Here is an 18707-nt window from a genome sequence, read left to right as displayed (position 1 = left end):
CTTGTATATACATATACGTACAACTAGCGTCAACCAAATTTGCGTAATTTTTCGCCTGAAATTTTGTTGCGCAATATTTGTGCAGATGCGAAAATGTTTAGCGGTCAACTCTGCGACTTTGTTTCTCATCGCGTCGAATGACAAGCGTCGAAGACCTCTATTCGGTACTATTTCTCATTCGTTTGTTTATCGACGTCAGATCGAGGCCAGATAGCCGCCGTCCACCGGAATGCAGTGGCCTGTAATATAGGCGGCCGCATCGCTGCAGAGGAAAACGGCAACGCCGCCAATGTCGCTCTCCTTGCCGAAGCGCCGTTGCGGGATCTTCTCCAGCATCCGCGACTGCCAATCGTCATTTTCATAGAAAATCTCCGTCATGGCTGTGCGAAAATATCCCGGGGCAATGGCGTTTACCCGGATGTCATGCGCCGCCCATTCACTCGCAAGTGCATGGGTTATGCCGAGCAGGCCGGACTTCGAGGCGCCGTAAGGGGCGGCCGTTGGGATGCCGACATAAGATGTCAGCGAGCAGAGGTTGACGATCACGCCCCCGCCTGTTTCGGCCATGATGCGGCCGGCTGCCTGCGCGCAGAAGAATGCGCCCTTCAGGTTTGTCGACAGGATCGACTCCCAGAGTGCTTCGTCAACATCGAACGAAGCGCGGACGTTTTCGAAGCCGGCGTTGTTGATGAGGATGTCGAGACCACCAAGTTTGTCGGCAGCTTCCTTCGTCACGCGAGCGCATTCCTCGACGTCGCGAACGTCCTGGGTAAGCGCCACGCAGCGTCGGCCCAGATTACCGATGCGTAAATGCGTTTCCGAGAGCGCCTCGATCGTGCGCGCCGTGATGGCAATATCGGCACCCGCCTGCGCGAGGGCGACCGCAATGGCCTGGCCGATGCCGCGACTTGCGCCGGTCACGAGGGCGCGGCGGCCGGAGAGGTCGAAATTCGGCTGTGTCATGGCGGCACCCTTTATTTATTCAACCTGTCGATGACATCATTTTCGTCATAAAATGTCTATACATATTTACGGATAAGATTTGCCGGTTTATCACTGGCCCATCCGCATCTCATGGAGACTGCAAAATGGAAAAGCCTTCAAGCCCCATCCGCGACGAAATCCGCGCGATTGCCCCTTACAATGCAGGTCTGACGATTGAAGAAGTGCGGGCAAAATACGACGTCGCCGCCATCGCGAAACTGGGCTCCAACGAGAACCCGCTCGGGCCATCACCTGCGCTGCGTCACCTTTTTCCCGATATCGGCGAACTGGCACGTCTCTATCCCGATCCGCAGGGGCGGGCCTTGTGCAGCCAGCTTGCCGCCCGGTTTGGCGTGGATGACAGTCAGGTAATCCTTGGCAATGGCTCGGAAGACCTCATTGCCGTTATCTGCCGCTCCGTTGTTCGTCAGGGCGATACGGTTGCTACGCTCTATCCTTCTTTCCCGCTGCATGAAGACTACACCACGCTGATGGGAGGTGTGATTGACCGTGTGACTGTGAAGTCAGATTTAACGATCGATATCGATGCGTTGCTGGTGGCTATTGCGCGCAAGCCGCGCATGCTGATTTTCTCGAACCCGATGAACCCCGTGGGTTCATGGCTGACGCCGACTGAACTCGAAAAGGTAATCGCTGCGCTCGACAAGGATACAATCGTCGTGATTGACGAGGCCTATGCAGAATATGCGGCCGGCGAGGACTATCCCTCGGCCGCCGATATGCTGCGGGATGCCAGGGTGAACTGGGTAGTCCTACGAACGTTCTCCAAAGCCTTCGGCCTTGCGGGTCTACGCATCGGTTATGGCGTCGTCAGTAGCGGCGAGCTCTGCAATTTTCTCAACCGCGCCCGAACGCCCTTTAACACCAACGCCATTGCGCAGGCTTCGGCCGTTGCTGCTCTCAACGATGATGCGCATCTGCGGAAATCCGTCGAACTGGCTCTTGTGGAGCGTGCGCGTATCGCAGGCGAAATCAAATCGTTGGGTTACCGGATGGCGCCGTCGAAATGCAATTTCCTCTTCATCGATGTCGGGGTCAGCGCTGTGCATGCGGCGGAAAATCTGCTCCGCCTTGGTGTCATCGTGAAACCATGGAAACAAATGGGCTTCGACACCTTCATTCGTGTCAGCATCGGCTCTCGCGAGGAGAATGATCACTTCCTCCGTGCCTTCAACCAAATCATGGTAGGTTAAGCTTGGTACTTCGTAGGCCGTCGATCTTAGTTTGTTGAGCAAGTAGTCCTCTCGACGACGCCTTTCGGCTGCTACCATGTGACCTCTTTTCGACCGTTCTTAGCGCCGCCAGGCCAACATCCGCCTAGCGGGCGCAATAGGCCCTGTTCAGAAACGATCCTCGACGCTCAGCGGGCGACGCTTGAGCGGGTAGATTTCTTCATTCAGAAAGCAAAGTTCTATGATCGTTTTCGAGGTCAGTTGAACGAGCGACAGGAAAAAGTAGTCGCCCGCATCTTCAAGGAAGGTACGGCAGGCTTCAAGGGGGGGGGCTAAGTGCCGAAAACTACATTTCGATCACAGACACATCCCGCGCTACAGCAACACGTGACCTTCAGCAGCTCGTTAAGACCTGTGCACTGACGCGTACGGGTGAACGTCGACATACCCGGTACTGGCTGTCATTGCAGAAATAAATTGCTGCTAGTCTAATGAACTCCACCAATGTGATAATGATTGTTCGATTCCGCTAAAAAGCAAAAGCTGGTCAGGAAAAGCTCTCCAGCACTGCCAGGAAGGTATGGCGATCGCCTTGGCCTTCGGTCAGCCTTACCCGCCCCTCGATATCGGCGAGGTGATGGTCCATCAACTGCTGTGCCTTCGCCAGGTCTTTCGCCTTCAGCGCAGTGACGATCATGCGGTGGTGGTCGGCACCGCAGTCGTCCTTCTTGTCTTCTTCATAGAGCGCCATGACGAGGGACAGGCGCGCGACGATCTTGGAGAGCATTTCGGTCATGACGGCATTTCCGCCAAGCTCCGCCAGGACGATATGGAATTTCCCGGAAAGCACCGTCTTCGACTTTTCGTCGCCGTGATGGTGAATATGCTCTTCCTCATCGGTCAGTTTTTCCAGTGCATCGAGTTGTTCGCTGGTGGCGCGGGCCATCACAAGGTCGAGGATCGCGTGTTCGATCTTGCGGCGTGCCTCGAATAGAGCCTTGGCTTCTTCGATGCCCGGTTCTGCGACGAAAGTGCCGCGGTTGCGCTTGCGTTCCAGCAGATGATCGCTTTCCAGCACGCCGAGCGCGCCACGAACCACGGTGCGGCTGACGCCGAAATGGTCGGCAATGGCATCTTCGAGGATCTTTGTGCCGGGTTTCAGAGCGCCTTCGCCGATGGCAGTGGCAAGCGTCGTGCGAATGCGCTCGGAGACGTCGTCATTGGCATTTTCTGCCGCTTCGGCGGTGCTCGGCGCCTTGGGGGCAGATCGCGGGGTCTGCCGACGGGTCTTCTTCATGTCCTGCTCCGCATGCATTCGAGCGGTCGGTCGCTCGATCTGATTACATCCATACACATATTGTTGCGTACATTGATACGCGCTGGAAATCCACTTGATCTTGGGTCTTGCACGATGACGGCAGAGATCTCTACCGTCATCGCGTGGTTCGAAATCAGGCTGCCTGCCGTTTTGCCACGGATGGGGAAAGATCGATGCCATTATCGGCGCAGATGGTCTCGATATGCCTGGCCGAATTGCGAATGAAGACGATGGCCGCGTCGAAGCCATAGGCCTGCTTTGCATAGGACGGGTAGCCGTAGTTGATCGCCTCATAGGTCTCCCAATCCGGGATCTCGCCAGCAGCAACACGCTTTTCAAAAGCGCTGATGAGCGAGAGATAGGCGTCGAGCTCTTCGGCATCGAGGTCCGGGTGCGCAGCGCGCCACGCAGGGTCGTCAATCTCGATGCACTGACGTGGATTGGCCTTGCGCGGCTTGTCTTCGACCGTGGCGGCAACTTCCAATGAGAGATTAAGATCCGGGTTCGCCGCGGCCAGGATTGGAACGATCGCGGCAAAATCCACGATCCCGTGACCGACGGGACGGGTCTGGAAATCGAGGCCGCCCGGAGCGCGGCCCACATAGGCGTCTTTGATATGGGTCTGGCGAACGTATGGCGCGACGCGTCTTGTGGCGTAAACCGGATGTTCCCCGCGCTGCAGGCCGTTGGCCGTGTCGAAGACAACGCCCATGCAATCCTCACCGACCTTTTCGATCAGCCTGAGGATTTCGAAGGACGTAATCTCGTCATGGGTTTCCATATTGAGATGGACACCATTGGCGCGCGCTACGGGAGCAAGTTTCAGCAGGACCTTCTCGATGGCCAGCAACTGCTCGTTCCAGGTGACGTCGGTGCGAAAGCGGTCGTTTGCCAGCCTGCCACGATACTCCGATTTGAAATTGCCCGGCGAGATCCATAGTTCGCGGCAGCCGATGGAGGCGCTTGCCTCGATCATGCGGGTAAAGCCCAGAATGACGTCGCCATCGCCGATCGCACGGAACTCCGGAGCCTCGGCACTGCAATAGGGATTGATCTTGCCGACGCCACTTTCGAGGTAGAGCCCCAGTTCATCGGCTTTCTCGCGGATGTCGCGAAGGACTCCCTTGTCGAGCGTCGGGCTCATGTCGAGAACTGTCGGGAAGAACAGGCCCGCAAGGCCAAGCTCCTTGACAAGGTCAAGGCTTGCGAGCGATCCGCGTTTCACGAACTCGGGAAGCTTCTGGCTATCGATACCCAGTCTCATAATGGTCTCTCCTTGATGTTTCCTGATGGGATGCGCTGCAGTGGCGATCCCTTGGTTGGTTGATTTTCTGGCGTCATTGACTGCGCGCTGGCGCCCCGAAGCTCAATTTTTGCCGCTGTTCGAGCGGCCTTTTGGTGCAAGCTTCCGTTCCAGATAGTGCTGGCCGATGGAGGCGATCGTGGTGATCCCGAGATACCAAAGCGAGGCAACGCACAGGAGTTCGATGACGAGGAAGTTGCGGGCGTAGATGGCCTGCGCCTGTGTCAACAAATCCTGCATGCCGATGACGGAAACGATGGCACTTGCCTTCAGCATGCCGATCGCCTGGTTTCCGGTCGGCGGCATGATCAGCCTCACTGCCTGAGGGAGGACCACCGTTCGCAGAGTCTGCAATGGTCTGAGGCCCAGAGACGATGCGGCTTCGCGCTGTCCACGATCCACGGCATTCAGGCCACTCCGAATGATCTCGCTCATGTTTGCCGCCTCGTGCAGACCAAGCGCCAGGAAGCCGGCCAAGGCGGGTGTGACGATGTCGTTTACCGAAACCGACCAGGACCCGAATCCGATCTCGGGGACGAAGAGCGCGATGTTGAACCAGAAGAAGATCTGGACGATCAGCGGTACGCCGCGGAACCACCAGACAAAGGCGACGGCGATCGCCTTGAGAACGATGTTCTGGCTCGTCGCCATGATGGCAACGAGGCAACCGATGACGATGCCGGCGACCATGGCGCCGGCTGTCAGTTCGAGCGTCAGGACGACGCCGCCAAGAATGACGGGGTCAATCATGTAGCGCGGGATCTCGCTCCACTGGACGCTTTGATTGCGCCCGATAGCCAGGACCATGAGGGCCAGCACAAGGATCGCAATGCTACCGGTTGCGACCTGCCTCCAGAGTATCGGCCTGCGGACTGGAGGCACGATGGTCATGCTGATCGGTTGAGCAAAGAGTGCCATGGCTCATTCCACCGGCATGGAGGCAGCATCGTTGAACTTGACGGTCTTCACGGCAAGCGGGCCAAGACTCCATTTCTCCATGATGGCCCGATAGGCGCCGCTGTCGACCATGTGTTGGAGCGAGGCGATCACGGCATCCCGGAGCTGTGGATTGTCCTTCGAGACCAGCATGCCAAGATAACCGACGGCGAGGCGGACATCGGGCAAGGCTTGCAGGCCGACGCCTTTGCCGGTCTGCTTCTCGGTGGTGTAGACGCTCGTTGCGTAACCGTTGACGGTCGCATCGGCGCGGCCCGTTCGCACGGCCTGCAGGACGTCAGGCATTTTCGGGATGGACATGATCTCGATGGGCGCGGTCTTGCATTTTGCCGAGGCGGCAACGACCAGCCTGTTCTGGAAGGTCCCGACCGGCACGGCGACCTTCTTGCCGCAGAGGTCTTCCATGTTCTTGATGCCGAGCGGATTGCCCCTGACCGTCATGATGGTTGTTGCGTCATACATGTAGTCGATGACATCGACCTGCTTTTCCAGTTCCACATCGTCGTTGATACCGGAAAGCGTGATGTCGAACCGCTTGGAGAGCACGGCGGGAACGATGGCTGCGCCCGCGCCGACATTGGTCATCTGCACATCAATGCCGAGAATGACGCCTAGCGCCGCCGCTAGATCGGCATCGATACCAATCAGCTTGCCAGCCTCGTCCTGGAAGCTGATTGGCGGCGTCAGATCCGTCGCAACCTTCAGCACCTTCTTTTCCTTGATCTCAGAAGGCAGACGGTCTGACAGTTGCTGATTAAAGGCGATGCCCGGAAGCTTCCCCACATCCTCCTCAGGCACCATCTTCACGGGCGTGCCTTCTGCGGCCTGCGTGGTTGAGGAGAGGAGAGCAAAGGCGATGCCTGCCAGGGCGGCTGTGACGGTCTTCTTGAAACTATGCATGCGGAACCCCTTCTTCACATTTCTATTGTCGTGAATTTTCAAGATTGGGTGATGCAATCAGCATGCCAGTTCGGGGTGATGGTTTTTATATATATGTTTTTATTGATTTATTTTGTACGCCGTAGAATCAACTTAATCTACGAACTAAGTTGCGCATGAATATTCGAAAGTATGTGATGAAAAAATAGCCCGCATGGCGTTGTCGGATCATTCGTTTACAGTAACAACATTTAACCTATTGAAAAATATTTATAATCTTAAGATTTTTAAGAACGGATACGGTGCCTTGGTCGTCGAGAAAGCTCCGATACTGATACGATTCAAGAGCTCATGAGCCAAAGCTCTGCCCAACAAATCACCGTCATCTATCAAGGCTGCACAATTAATGAATTCCAGATGGTTTGCGATTTTTCATAATTATGAAGTTGCGAAATAACTTAAAACAAAAATAATTACATATATTCATGTGGTTGCTACCATCAGTTCGGTGTTGGAAGCGTAGTTGGCACGCAGCTTGCAATTCCTTTCCCATGGACCAGCGCGAGCTCAAAATTGCCGATCAACCACATCTCCGCCTGATGAATACGAGAGCCACGTCCTCGTCTGTTCAGGCGCAAACCAAGGGGACATTCATGTCGCAGGCCTCGAATGCATCAGAAGGCAGGCAGCTCAGCGTTCGTGGCCTGACCCACAGCTACGGTGGACAGAACGCGATCAGCGACATCTCTTTCGAGATGAACGCTGGTGAGATTGTCGCACTCCTCGGACCGAGCGGCTGCGGCAAATCCACGGTGTTGCGGGCCATCGCGGGGCTGATCCAGCCGAAAAGCGGCGTGATCCAGCTCGGTGGAGAAGACCTTGCCAATGTTTCGGCCCGTGCGCGCGGTATAGGCATGGTTTTCCAGAACTATGCGCTGTTTCCACACCTGACGGTCGCCGAGAACATCGCCTATCCGTTGGCATGCCAGAAGGTTGGGCGCTCCGAGCGGCGTGAACGGGTCGAGGAGATGCTTTCGCTCGTACGGTTGAAAGGGTTTGGTCATCGGCTACCGCGTGAGCTCTCCGGTGGTCAGCAGCAACGCGTGGCGGTGGCCCGTGCCATTGCCGGACGGCCTTCGCTTCTGCTTCTCGACGAACCCTTCGGTGCCTTGGACCGGGCGCTCCGTTTCGACCTGCAGGTCGAGCTTCTCCATCTGCAGAAGACGCTGGGCATCACCACACTGATCGTCACGCATGACCAGGAGGAGGCGCAAAGTCTGGCAGGTCGTCTCGTGCTGATGAACAAGGGCAATGTCGAGCAGATCGACACCCCGATGGCCGTTTATGACCGGCCGAAAACGCTGTTCGTCAATACGTTTATCGGCCAGGCCAATGTACTGCATGGAACGGTGGATCGCCTGGATGCCGAGGCAACCCTGGTCACGCTTGCCAATGGCAAGGCTCTCGTTCTCCCCCGCCGCCTGAATTTCACCACAGGCTCGAAGGTGACGGTCACTTTCCGTCCCGAAGACGTACGTCTGTCTGCGACCTCGAGCGCATCGGCCCTGCCGGCGCGACTGACCGTGTCAGTGCCGCTTGGGCCCACCCTTGTCCATGATCTCCTTCTCGAAGACGGGACAAACCTTCGTTCCTCGGAGGTCCGCGCACCTTCGACCTTCATTCCCGAGCCGGGAGCACAGCTCTTTGCCGAGATAGACACCATGAGGTGTCACGCCTTTCCGAGCGAGCCGGAAGCATTCCGTGAATAACAACAACAGAGGTGAACAGATGCAAGACTTCAACATCACAAGACGCCGTTTCGGACTGCTTGCCGCCGGTGCGGCCGTGGCAGCGACCGTTCCTTTCGCCGCCCGTGCGGCTGGTGGCACGGCGGTTGCCGCGACCTTCCCAGGCAACTGGGAAGACGGCTATCGCACCGTGCTGACGCCACTCGTGAAGGAGGCCGGCTTCGATCTGACGGTCGCTCCGGCAATGGCGCAGGACCAACTCGCCAAGGTGATTGCAAGCCCCGGCAACCCGCCCTACGACACGCTTCTCATGTCGCCCGGTCAGATGGCCATCGCGATCGAGAACGACCTCATCCAGAAGATCGACACTTCGAAGCTGAAAAATTGGGGAATGCTCGATCCGGCCTTCCAGGGTGAATATGGCCCGACCGTCACGGTAGAGGTCAACGGCATTGCCTATAATCCCGATCTCGTACCCGCGCCGAAGGGCTACCGCGATCTTTTTGAAAACCCGGTCTATAAGGGCTTGGTCTCGTGGACAGGCTTTGCCTCCAATACAGGCGTAATGGCCTATACCCAGATCGCCAAGATTTTTGGTTCAGGCCCCGCCGACATGGATGCTGTCTTCAAGCTGTTCAAGGAACACCCGGAACAGATCAAGGGCGTGGTGGCCAGCACGAACCACCAGATGACGCTGTTCCAGCAGGGCGAAATTGCAGTCTTCATGTGCTCGACCGGCAACGTCGCCAAGCTGAAGGCTATGGGGCTGAAGGCCGAATTCGTCCAGCCGGAGACGGGCTCGCCTGCAGCCCCTGTCAACATTCATCTGACCAAGGGCGCCAAAAACGTCGACGCTGCCTACGCCTATATGGACGCAGCGATTTCGAAGGCCGCCCAAGACAAGCTGAAGATGCCGCCACAGGAAATGTTCCCGACGAACAAGGAAGTGGAGCTGACACCTGGCATCGAGGCTTATGTGAAGCGCGAACAGCTTGCCTCTCTCGTCTATCCGGACTGGGCTGCCATCAACAAGAACCGGCCGGAATGGATCCGCCAGTTCGACGCCCTCGTGGCTGGTTGAGGTAGCACCATGAAAGCGAGCGGCTTCCCCTACGTTATCCCGATGCTTCTGCTGTCGCTGGCGTTCTTCGCGACGCCGCTCGCCGTCCTTGTGGGGTTCAGCTTTATTGGACCCGACGGCCTGTCCCTGCACAATTATGCGCGCTTTCTCGGCGATGCGTTCAATTATCGCGTTCTCGTCAACACCGCCAAGCTCGGGGTGCAGACCATCGTCACCACGACGCTGCTCGGTGTGCCGATCGCGCTGTTCTACTGGCACAGCGGCAAGACCACGCGTCAGATTATCATTTTCCTGACGCTGATCCCTATGTTGACCAGCAACGTGGTTCGCACCTTTGCCTGGATCGTGATTCTCGGACGGCAGGGCCCGATCAGCGAAACATTCGTGGCGCTTGGGCTGACTGACCGTCCCTTCACGTTGATGTCGACGGAACTTGGGCTTGTGATGGCCATGTGCCAGATCGACCTGCCGCTGATCATCCTTCCGCTGGTGGCGATTTTGTCGCGCATTCCCGTCACCTATACCGAAGCTGCGCAGGTTTCGGGCGCCGGGCCATGGCGCATTCTTGTCACGGTCCTGTTGCCGATGATGCTGCCTGGACTTCTGGCCGGTTGGATTCTCGTCTTTGCCAGCACCAGTGCTTCCTTCGTCACCCAGGCGGTGATCGGCGGCGCGCGCAACGTCTATGTGCCGCAATTGATCTACCGCGAGGTCGGCACGCTGTTCGACTGGCCGATGGCGTCTGCGATCGCCGTCGTGCTCCTCATGTCAACCGGCATCCTGCTCGTCGCCATGACCATGATTTCCCGTCACCGGAGGCTCGTCGGCCATGCGTAGAAAATCCGAAAACCCGGTCCCCGCCATCCTCTACAAGGCATTCGTCTTCGGCTTCGGCGGCCTGAGCCTGATCTATCTCGTGGCCCCGATCGTCATCGCGATCACCATGTCGTTTACTTCAGGACAGACGCTCAAATACCCACCGGAGGGTTTTTCGCTGCGCTGGTATGAGGCGTTGCTCGATCCTATCCGCTCCGGGACCGAACATATTGCCGCCGGCAACTCGCTGAAGATCGCAGGCCTTGCCGTTCTTGGCTCGTTGCTCTTTGCGGTGCCCGCCACGATCGGCATGGCCCGGCTGCACCGTCGGTCGGTCAACACAATCGAGCCGTTGCTCCTCGCCCCGCTGGTCTTGCCGAGCCTCGTTTATGGTCTGGCTGCGCTGATCGTCGCCAATTTCGTTGGCTTGCAGCCTTCGCTCTGGCTGACTGTCGCCGGCCATGTGGTGGTCTTTGGGCCTTTGATGTACCGCGCCGCTTCGGTCGTCGCGCAGGGTATCAATCCTTCGCTGGCAGAGGCTTCGATGGTAATGGGGGCTACGTGGTTCACCACACTGAGGCGCGTGATCCTGCCCTTGCTGACACCCGGCATCCTCGCTGGCGCATTCCTCGTCTTCATCCAGTCGCTCGACAACGTTTCCGTCTCGCTCTTCCTGGCCGACGCGCAGACGACAGTGCTGCCGCTCAGGATGTTTGCCCTGATTGAGGAATCGCTCGATGTGCGCGTTGCCGCCATGTCGGGCCTGCTGATCGGCCTGACGTTGGTGGTGATGCTGGTGGCAAGGCGGGTGCTGGCGCCTACGCGACAGGCCTGACGAACAAGAACAATATTGGAAGGAATAGCCCATGAACATGACCGCCACCAGAACAGGAGCCTATCGCATCGGCTCGTTGCTCGCCGACTTTCAGCCGGATTTCGATTTCGCAGCGCCCTTGCCCCTCCCGGTCGAGGAATTCGAGGATCGTCTGCGGCGTATCCGCCGCCAGGCAGTGGAGGCCGGACATGACGCCCTGATTGTTCATACTGGCGGTGTGGGCTGGTTTCACACGTCGAACCACTATCTGCGCTATATCTGCGACTGGATGCGGGAAGGCGTGCTAATCATTCCGACGGATGTCGACAAGCCAATGGTGCTTTTGTCCTTCTTTACCCAGTCCGTGCTCCTGCCGCCGGGAGGCGAGCCGGTGCTGGTCGAGGATATCTGGCAGATTGGCCCCATCGGGCGGGAATATTCAGATCGTCCGGGCGACAGCGTCATCAAGACCGCAGAAAAATGTGCCGAACTGCTGGCAGGAATGGGACTATCGAAAGCGCAGATCGGCCGTATTGGCGACCGCACCTCGCTGATTTTCTGGGCAGGTCTCGACGCATTGATGCCAGGCGTGAAGTTCGTTGCCGACAATGCCATTCTCGACCGCATGCAAAAGGTCCGCTCGCCGCGCGAAATCGAGATGTTTCGGGCCGCCGCCCAACTGGTCAGCATCGCCACGCAGGCGGCCTATCACGTGGCAAAACCCGGCGTGACCGACCACGAGATCTATGCTGCCTTCACCCAGGCACAACTCTCCTTCGGTGGCGAAACCGGTGACGGTTACCAGATCGGCATCAACGAGTTTGGCACCCATTGCGGCAAGCCTTACGGGCACGTCGTACGATCGGGAGACCTGATCAATCTCTATGTCTCCAACGTGACCTACCGAGGCTACACTGCGCAGACTGCAAGGATGATCGCAATCGGCGAGATCACCAGGCGCCAGGAAGAGGTGCTCGCCGCCTGTACCGAAGGTGTCAAGCGCGCGGAAATGCTGATCCGGCCGGGTGCCTTGATGCGCGATGTCAACAATGCGGCCTTCGAGCCCATGATCGAGCGCGGCATGCTGGCGTCGCCGGAAGCCCGCACCATGCCCTACAACTGGGCGCCAATGGATGATGGCGGCGCAAGGCTCATTCCGCGCCAATATGTCAAGAATATCGACTGGGAGGCGCAAGGCCGCTCACTCATGCATGTCTATCCAGCGACACACGGCCCGCATAACCCCAACCTCGGTCATTCAGTCGGCATGGCCGGCGGGCAGAACAGTTTCAACATCTCCTCCCATAATTACGATCGGATGGAAGAGGGCATGGTCTTTGTGCTCCACACCCAGTGGCTCGAACCGCTATCCGCCGGCTGCAATGTCGGTGACATGTATGTCGTGACCAAAGACGGGTTTGAAAACCTGTCGCGCCACACTCCGCTTGAAACCCACCGCATTGCTGCCGAGGCCTGAGATGACCGATACGACCGTTGCTCACAGCCATTTCGATTTCGCCAAGCTCACAGAGCGCGAACGCTACAAGATCCTGATCGGCACGGTCATTCCCCGCCCGATCGCACTTGTAACAACCGCAGACAGAGACGGCCGCCACAATGCCGGGCCGTTCAGCTTCTTCAATGTTCTGACCCATGATCCGGCAATCGTTGCGATCGGCGTCGAAAATTACGCAGACATGCGCTTCAAGGACACTGCCCGCAACATTCGCGAAACGGGTGAATTTACGGTGCATATCTGTGACAACGCACTCGTGGACCAGATGGAGATCTGCGCCATCAAATTCGGTCCAGGCATCAACGAGATGGAGGAGGCGGGGCTCGAAACCGTACCGGGTGAGATGGTGTCTAGCCCACGCATTCTCGCGGCACCCGCAGCACTTGAGTGCCGTCGTCACACGACGTTGCAAGTGGGGCCTGCCCGCGAGATCATCCTCGGCGAGGTCGTCGGCGTCTTCGTGCGCAGCGATGCCGTCAACGCATCCAACTTGCATATCGACCAGCAGATGATGGACGCCGTTGGCCGCATGGGTGGCCACACCTATACCCGCACCCGCGACCAGTTCGACGTCAAGACGTTGACGCCCCAGGAATGGGAGAGTCGAAGGCTCTCTGGAACTGACGCGGCTGAGTAAAATCTTCGATCATCAGCGCCTTTTTCGGTTGGTAGCTGCATCGCTCAGAGCCTGATCCGTCGTCGGTTCGATTCCAATTAAGAGCGGGTTGTTTTCATCGCTCGAAGGGAGTCAACCATTTCGAATGTCTAGGGGCAGGCCCCGATGAGCGTCGCTCGATAAAGGTCGAGGCGATAAGAATGCGTTTTGCGACGACCGGCTGCCCTCTTGTCTCAATGCGTTCCAACAATAGCCGCATCGCTGTAGCGCCCATCTCCCCCCCTTGTACCCTGATGGTCGTCAGGGGCGGAGATATTTGGGTCGCAGCGGAAAAATCACCAAATCCGACAACGGACATGTCGTCTGGTATGCGGTAGCCACGTGCTAGTAGTTCGGAAACAGCGGTCAGCGCCAGCCCATCGTGAGCGCAGAACAGGGCTGTTGGTGCGATCCCTGCAGTGTGAAGAGTTTGCAGCGCAGGGATAAAGCCTCCATCTTCGTCAAAGCGCAGGACATGCAGTCTTGCATCGGCATGTTGCTCTAAACTTTCGCGCAGACCGTGATATCGCTCCATACGACCGCGATAGCCTTCCTGCCCCTGCACGAAAGCGATGTCGCGATGGCCGAGCCCAAACAAATAATCGCCGACCGCTATCCCTGCTTCGTGGTCCGTGCCGCCTACATGATCGGCCTGTTCAAGTGGAAGCACCCACCCCAGTCGAACCGAAGGCAAGCCCGACGCTTTGACAATGTCCAGCGTCTTTTGTTCGTGCGGCCCAACAAGAATGATACCTGCGCTATCTTTCACCATCGCCTCGACCCTGTCGGCGTCATGCGTCCACTGCAACCGTACAGCTTGACCTAGTCGATGCGCCTCCTTCTGCATGCCGTCCTGCAGCATCGTCCGCAACTCGTAGCTCACGCTATCGACCTGATCGTGAAAGATCAGAGTGATTTCGCGTTGCTCGTCGGCGGGCTTCGGGCGCTGGTAGCCCATCATCGCGGCAGCGTCCTCGACGCGCTTGCGCGTCGCCTCACTGACTCCTGCTTTTCCTGAAAGTGAACATGAGACCGCAAATTTTGACAGGCCGGTGTGATTGGCGATGTCCTGCAATGTCACTTTGCGCATAACGCATCCTCCCGCCGTGGAGTTCGTGCCAAAATAAATTAAACATAACGCTTTACCTAACAAATCACATAATACAAGCTAAACAAATTCGGGGATGCAAGCTATTTTTTTGCACCGCAGCCGTCCGAAAAATCGCGGGATCTATCCTGAGGAGGAGAGATAATTCCGCGATGCGTGACTGGAGGAGGAAAACAAATGCAAGGATTAAATCGCCGCGCGTTTCTCGCTGCGAGCACCGCTGCCGTCATACTACCCGCTTTGCCAGCGTTCGCGCAGACCACGGCCGTCAAAGACCCCGCCATGCTGGACGCCTTGGTCGGGGAGGGTAAGCTGCCCGCCGTTGTGGACCGCCTGCCGCTCAATCCGCTTGTCATCACGCCGCTTGACCGCGTCGGAACACATGGTGGTGACTGGAACAGCGCGATCGTCGGTGGTGGGTCCCTGTCGATGTTGTTTCGATATCAGGCTTACGAGCCGCTGTTGCGATATAAGCCCGACTGGTCGGGTGTGGTACCGAATGTCGCAGAGCACTACGAAAGCAATGCCGACGCCACGGAGTTCACCTTCAGATTGCGCAAGGGCATGAAGTGGTCCGACGGTCAGCCGTTCACTACCGAGGACATCATGTTCTGGTACGAGGACATCTTCAATTACGAGGGCCTTAACGACATCGGCCAGAACCATCTGCGTGCGGGCGGAAAAAAGGCCCGCTTCGAGGCGTTGGACGATGTAACGTTCAAGGTGATTTTCGCCGCGCCCAACGGTCTTTTCCCTCTGCGGCTGGCATGGGCGAACGACGATCAGACCACCCGTGCGCCGAAACACTACCTCAAGCAATTCCACATCAAGTACAACCCAAATGCTGAACAGGAAGCCAAGGCCAAGGGCGCGTCTGGCTGGATTCAATTGTTTCAGCGAGAAGCGGGCCTCGTCGTGGACAACGAGTTCTTTCAGAACTCGCAACGTCCCGTAATCCACGCCTGGAAGATGGCGGTTGCGCCAGGACAGAGCACCGACCGTGCGGTCGCCGAGCGCAACCCGTTTTACTGGAAGGTCGATACCGAGGGAAATCAACTGCCCTACATTGATCGCATCGTCTACCAGATGGTCGCAGACGCACAGGTGTTGTTATTGAAGGCGATGCAGGGCGAAATCGATCTGATGGACCAGTATATCGCCACGCCGGCAAACCGGGCAGTGCTTTACGACTCCCAGGACCAGGGCCAGTTTGGCTTATATACGCTGACCTCGACCGAAACCAATGAGATGGTTTTCCAGCTTAATCTCAATCATCCTGACGAAGCCAAACGCAAGCTTTACGGCAACAGGGATTTCAGGGCTGCGCTGTCAATGGCGCTGGACCGGCAGGCGATTATCGATACAGTTTTCATCGGACAGGGAACGATCTCCCAACCGGCCGTGCGGGCGGAGGATCCTCTTTATAACGAACGTCTGGCTACGCAATTCACCCAATACGACCCCGACGCCGCCAACGCGCTGCTCGACAAGATCCTTCCCACCAAGGATGGTGAGGGTTTCCGGCAGGATGAAAACGGCAAGCGTGTGACGGTCATATTCGAGATCGACCAGGCTCGAACCACATTCCTTGACATTTTCCAGCTGGCGCTGCCGATGTTTCACGTGGTGGGTGTGGACGTGCAGATGCGAAGCATGGACCGTTCGCTTTGGGAGGTGCGCGTGCGTCAGGGCATCGACTATGACGCCACTGCACACCGCTTCGGCGGCAATGCCGGCATCGCTGCTATTCTCGATCCGCGCTATTTCATTCCCAACACGACCGAGGCGCTCTACGCCAAGGGCTGGCAATTGTGGTACCGCGATCCTGCTTCCAAGGGTGCGGTCGAGCCGCCTCAGCCGGTCAAGGACGCATTGTCACGCTATGACCGCGTGCTGGGCTCGCCGGACCCGGATGTCCAGCGCAAGCTGATGTCCGAAATACTGGAGATCGCGGCCGACCAGTTTTACGTCTTCGGCGTTTGCCTGCCCAGCGACAGTTACGGCGTGGTGAAGAACAACATGCAGAACGTTCCCAAATCCATGCCGAATTCGTGGGGATATCCCACACCCGGGCCCGCCAACCCCGAAACCTTTTTCAAGGCCTGATCCCACCGTTCCATTCCGGCATCAACTGAACCTGGATGGAAACATCAAACCTTTTAGCCGCCCCCAAAGGGCGTGACGGCATAATATTGTCATTGGAGAACACATGTTGCATCGACCAAACGCCATTTCCGGAGCTGCCGCTCGTTCTCCGGATTGGTTTAAATCCGCCACTCGCTGGACCCAATTGACCTTTGCAGAAGACGATCCGGCGAAATATGATCCCGAGTTCTGGATCGACGTCTTCAAGCGCACCAAGTCGAATGCAGTCTGCCTTTCTGCCGGCGGCTATATCGCCTATTACCCAAGCGAAATCCCCCTGCATTACGTGTCCAGCTTCATTGGGGATACCGATCCGTTTGGCACGATCGTGGAAGGCGCGCGCAAATTGGGAATGCACGTCATGGCGCGCGTCGACCCACATGCGATCCACGAGGATGCAGCACTGGCCCATCCCGAATGGGTGGCCATCAATCAGGACGGAAGTCCGCGTGAGCACTGGGCATTTCCCGGTATCTACGTCACCGATGCGCTGGGAAGTTATAACCGCGACTTCACAACCGACGTCATTCGCGAAGTCGTAACCAAATATGACGTCGATGCCGTGTTCGCCAACCGCTGGCAGGGCCATGGCGTGTCCTACAGCGACGACAATCGCAAACGTTTCAGGCAGGAAACTGGTTTTGATTTGCCGATGAGACCGGATGCGACGGATCCGGCATGGCAGGCGTGGGCGGCGTGGCGCAGACGCATACTCACCGAGCTTGTGGTCTATTGGGACGAGACGGTCAAATCCATCCGTCCCCATGCCAGCTTCATTCCAAATATGAGCGGTTCGTCACTGATGGAATTCGACCTTTCGCTCATACAGAAACATTGCCCGATCCTGTTCGTGGACCACCAGGCGCGACAAGGTGTGGAGGTTGGCTGGTCTGCTGGACGGAACGGCAAACGCATTCGTGGAACGTTCCGTGACAGACCCGTTGGCCTCATCACCTCCATCGGACCAGAGGAAGAGTACCGATGGAAGGATTCCGTCCAGAGTGGTGAGGAAATCAAGCTCTGGATTCACGACGGCATTGCGCAGGGCCTTTTCCCATGGTTCACCAAATTCAATGCCTGCGTTCCTGACAATCGCTGGGTGCAGCCCGTTGCAGAAGCCTTTAATCTTCATGCGGACATTGAGCCGTATCTGGAGGGCATGCAGCCAACTGCCGAAATCGCGATCATTGATCCATCCACGACGTTGCGGCACTGGGCACCGGAGCAACGTCATATCGCCGAACATAATGATCTCGGCTTTTATCATGCGCTGGTGGAAGCGCGCATTCCGTTTGAATTTCTATCCGATCAGGTCATGACCCCGGATGCGCTTGATCGCTTCAAGCTCATTATTCTGGCCAATGCCACCTATCTGTCGGACGGACAATGCGCGGCCATCGAACAGTATGTACGGCGCGGCGGGTCGATCGTTGCCGCGCATGAAACCTCGCTCTGCAATGAAGTCGGCGAGCGGCGCGGTAATTTCGGACTATCAAATGTCTTCGGTGCCTCGCTGGCATCGACGCCACGTGGCCCGGTCAAGAACACCTATGTTGCACTGTCCGATCCGCACCCTGTGAACGAGGGCTACGAAGGCGCCGCTCGCATTATCGGCGGCACACACCTGATTGCCGTCGATGCCAATCCGGACGTTGAAACGCCTTTCCTCTACGTCCCTGATTTTCCGGATCTGCCCATGGAGGAAGTCTACCCACGCGAAGCCCCGAACGGCGCTGCGGTGATTGCGCGTGAGACCAGCCATGGAGGTCGTGTGGTCTACATCCCATGGAACATTGGCGAGGTCTTCTGGAAAGTACTTGCACCCGATCATGGCAAGCTGATCGCCAACGCCGTGAACTGGGCTCTTGGCCAAGACCATCGTGTGACGGTCGAAGGGAAGGGTATCATAGACATCGCCGTTTATGAAAACGAGGACTCGATGGCAATCTTCCTCGTCAACCTTACCAACCCGATGATGATGAAAGGTCCTTTGCGGGAGGTCTACCCTATCGGTGAGCAGACACTATCGATCGAGCTGCCAAAAGGTCGCTCGTCTGCCACGGTGAAACTGCTTGTGAAAAGCGAGGCCGCGTCCTGCAAGATCGTTGGCAACCGTGCAGAAATCACCGTGCCCTCCATCCGGGACCTCGAGACGGTTCATCTGACCTGGCATTCATAAGCCGGATAGCG

Annotated in this window: 15 protein-coding genes and 1 pseudogene; 10 read left to right on the top strand and 6 right to left on the bottom strand. The window is 57.4% G+C overall.

Annotation, left to right across the window (positions count from 1 at the left end; all coding sequences use genetic code 11):
• Positions 1-195: 195 nt before the first annotated feature.
• Positions 196-963, bottom strand: a complete 768-nt coding sequence (locus K7A42_RS12920) for an SDR family NAD(P)-dependent oxidoreductase (protein ID WP_282455344.1) — start codon at positions 961-963, stop codon at positions 196-198.
• A 125-nt stretch (positions 964-1088) separates the two neighbouring features.
• On the opposite strand from K7A42_RS12920, the gene K7A42_RS12915 reads away from it, so the two are divergent.
• Entirely contained in the window at positions 1089-2198 is a 1110-nt protein-coding gene (locus K7A42_RS12915; protein WP_282455343.1) for a histidinol-phosphate transaminase, read from the top strand.
• 147 nt (positions 2199-2345) lie between these two features.
• Positions 2346-2653: pseudogene (locus K7A42_RS12910) on the top strand (DUF4172 domain-containing protein); the annotation flags it as partial.
• 71 nt (positions 2654-2724) lie between these two features.
• Here the strand turns inward: K7A42_RS12910 and K7A42_RS12905 are convergent.
• The 4 genes from K7A42_RS12905 to K7A42_RS12890 all read right to left on the bottom strand — a co-directional run bounded on the left by K7A42_RS12905 (position 2725) and on the right by K7A42_RS12890 (position 6655).
• Positions 2725-3474 carry a GntR family transcriptional regulator gene (locus tag K7A42_RS12905; protein WP_112416898.1) on the bottom strand — a complete coding sequence of 250 codons (750 nt, stop codon included), beginning with the start codon at positions 3472-3474 and terminating at the stop codon, positions 2725-2727.
• A 154-nt stretch (positions 3475-3628) separates the two neighbouring features.
• Positions 3629-4759, bottom strand: coding sequence for a sugar phosphate isomerase/epimerase family protein (locus tag K7A42_RS12900; protein ID WP_112554255.1), 1131 nt, complete (start codon positions 4757-4759; stop codon positions 3629-3631).
• Between the two features lie 102 nt (positions 4760-4861).
• Positions 4862-5716 carry an amino acid ABC transporter permease gene (locus tag K7A42_RS12895; protein ID WP_282455342.1) on the bottom strand — a complete coding sequence of 285 codons (855 nt, stop codon included), beginning with the start codon at positions 5714-5716 and terminating at the stop codon, positions 4862-4864.
• Between the two features lie 3 nt (positions 5717-5719).
• Positions 5720-6655 carry an ABC transporter substrate-binding protein gene (locus K7A42_RS12890; protein WP_107341139.1) on the bottom strand — a complete coding sequence of 312 codons (936 nt, stop codon included), beginning with the start codon at positions 6653-6655 and terminating at the stop codon, positions 5720-5722.
• A gap of 632 nt (positions 6656-7287) precedes the next feature.
• Here K7A42_RS12890 and K7A42_RS12885 point away from each other — a divergent pair.
• The 6 genes from K7A42_RS12885 to K7A42_RS12860 are packed head-to-tail and all read left to right on the top strand — an operon-like array spanning position 7288 to position 13246.
• Positions 7288-8403: an ABC transporter ATP-binding protein gene (locus tag K7A42_RS12885; protein ID WP_416220912.1), complete on the top strand. Its 1116-nt coding sequence runs from the start codon at positions 7288-7290 to the stop codon at positions 8401-8403.
• A gap of 19 nt (positions 8404-8422) precedes the next feature.
• Positions 8423-9463 carry an ABC transporter substrate-binding protein gene (locus tag K7A42_RS12880; RefSeq protein WP_269842512.1) on the top strand — a complete coding sequence of 347 codons (1041 nt, stop codon included), beginning with the start codon at positions 8423-8425 and terminating at the stop codon, positions 9461-9463.
• Positions 9464-9472: 9 nt separating this feature from the next.
• Entirely contained in the window at positions 9473-10300 is an 828-nt protein-coding gene (locus K7A42_RS12875) for an ABC transporter permease (RefSeq protein WP_269842511.1), read from the top strand.
• Positions 10293-11114: an ABC transporter permease gene (locus K7A42_RS12870; RefSeq protein ID WP_282455340.1), complete on the top strand. Its 822-nt coding sequence runs from the start codon at positions 10293-10295 to the stop codon at positions 11112-11114. The genes K7A42_RS12875 and K7A42_RS12870 overlap by 8 nt, the downstream gene beginning before the upstream one ends.
• A 31-nt stretch (positions 11115-11145) precedes the next feature.
• On the top strand, positions 11146-12570 hold the full coding sequence (locus tag K7A42_RS12865) for a Xaa-Pro peptidase family protein (RefSeq protein ID WP_112554263.1): 1425 nt from the start codon (positions 11146-11148) through the stop codon (positions 12568-12570).
• A gap of 1 nt (position 12571) precedes the next feature.
• Positions 12572-13246, top strand: coding sequence for a flavin reductase family protein (locus K7A42_RS12860; RefSeq protein WP_162702270.1), 675 nt, complete (start codon positions 12572-12574; stop codon positions 13244-13246).
• A 94-nt stretch (positions 13247-13340) separates the two neighbouring features.
• Here the strand turns inward: K7A42_RS12860 and K7A42_RS12855 are convergent, their stop codons facing one another.
• On the bottom strand, positions 13341-14354 hold the full coding sequence (locus K7A42_RS12855; protein WP_044459309.1) for a LacI family DNA-binding transcriptional regulator: 1014 nt from the start codon (positions 14352-14354) through the stop codon (positions 13341-13343).
• A gap of 195 nt (positions 14355-14549) precedes the next feature.
• Between K7A42_RS12855 and K7A42_RS12850 the strand changes: the two genes are divergently transcribed.
• Complete coding sequence (locus K7A42_RS12850) at positions 14550-16478, top strand: ABC transporter substrate-binding protein (RefSeq protein ID WP_282455339.1); 1929 nt, start codon at positions 14550-14552, stop codon at positions 16476-16478.
• 103 nt (positions 16479-16581) lie between these two features.
• Complete coding sequence (locus K7A42_RS12845) at positions 16582-18696, top strand: family 10 glycosylhydrolase (protein WP_282455338.1); 2115 nt, start codon at positions 16582-16584, stop codon at positions 18694-18696.
• Positions 18697-18707: the final 11 nt, after the last annotated feature.

The organism is Agrobacterium sp. InxBP2 (assembly GCF_026191755.1).
Classification (GTDB): Bacteria; Pseudomonadota; Alphaproteobacteria; order Rhizobiales; family Rhizobiaceae; genus Agrobacterium; species Agrobacterium pusense.
The sequence above is the reverse complement of the archived record's forward strand: the minus strand, read 5'-3'. Positions and strand labels throughout refer to the sequence as shown.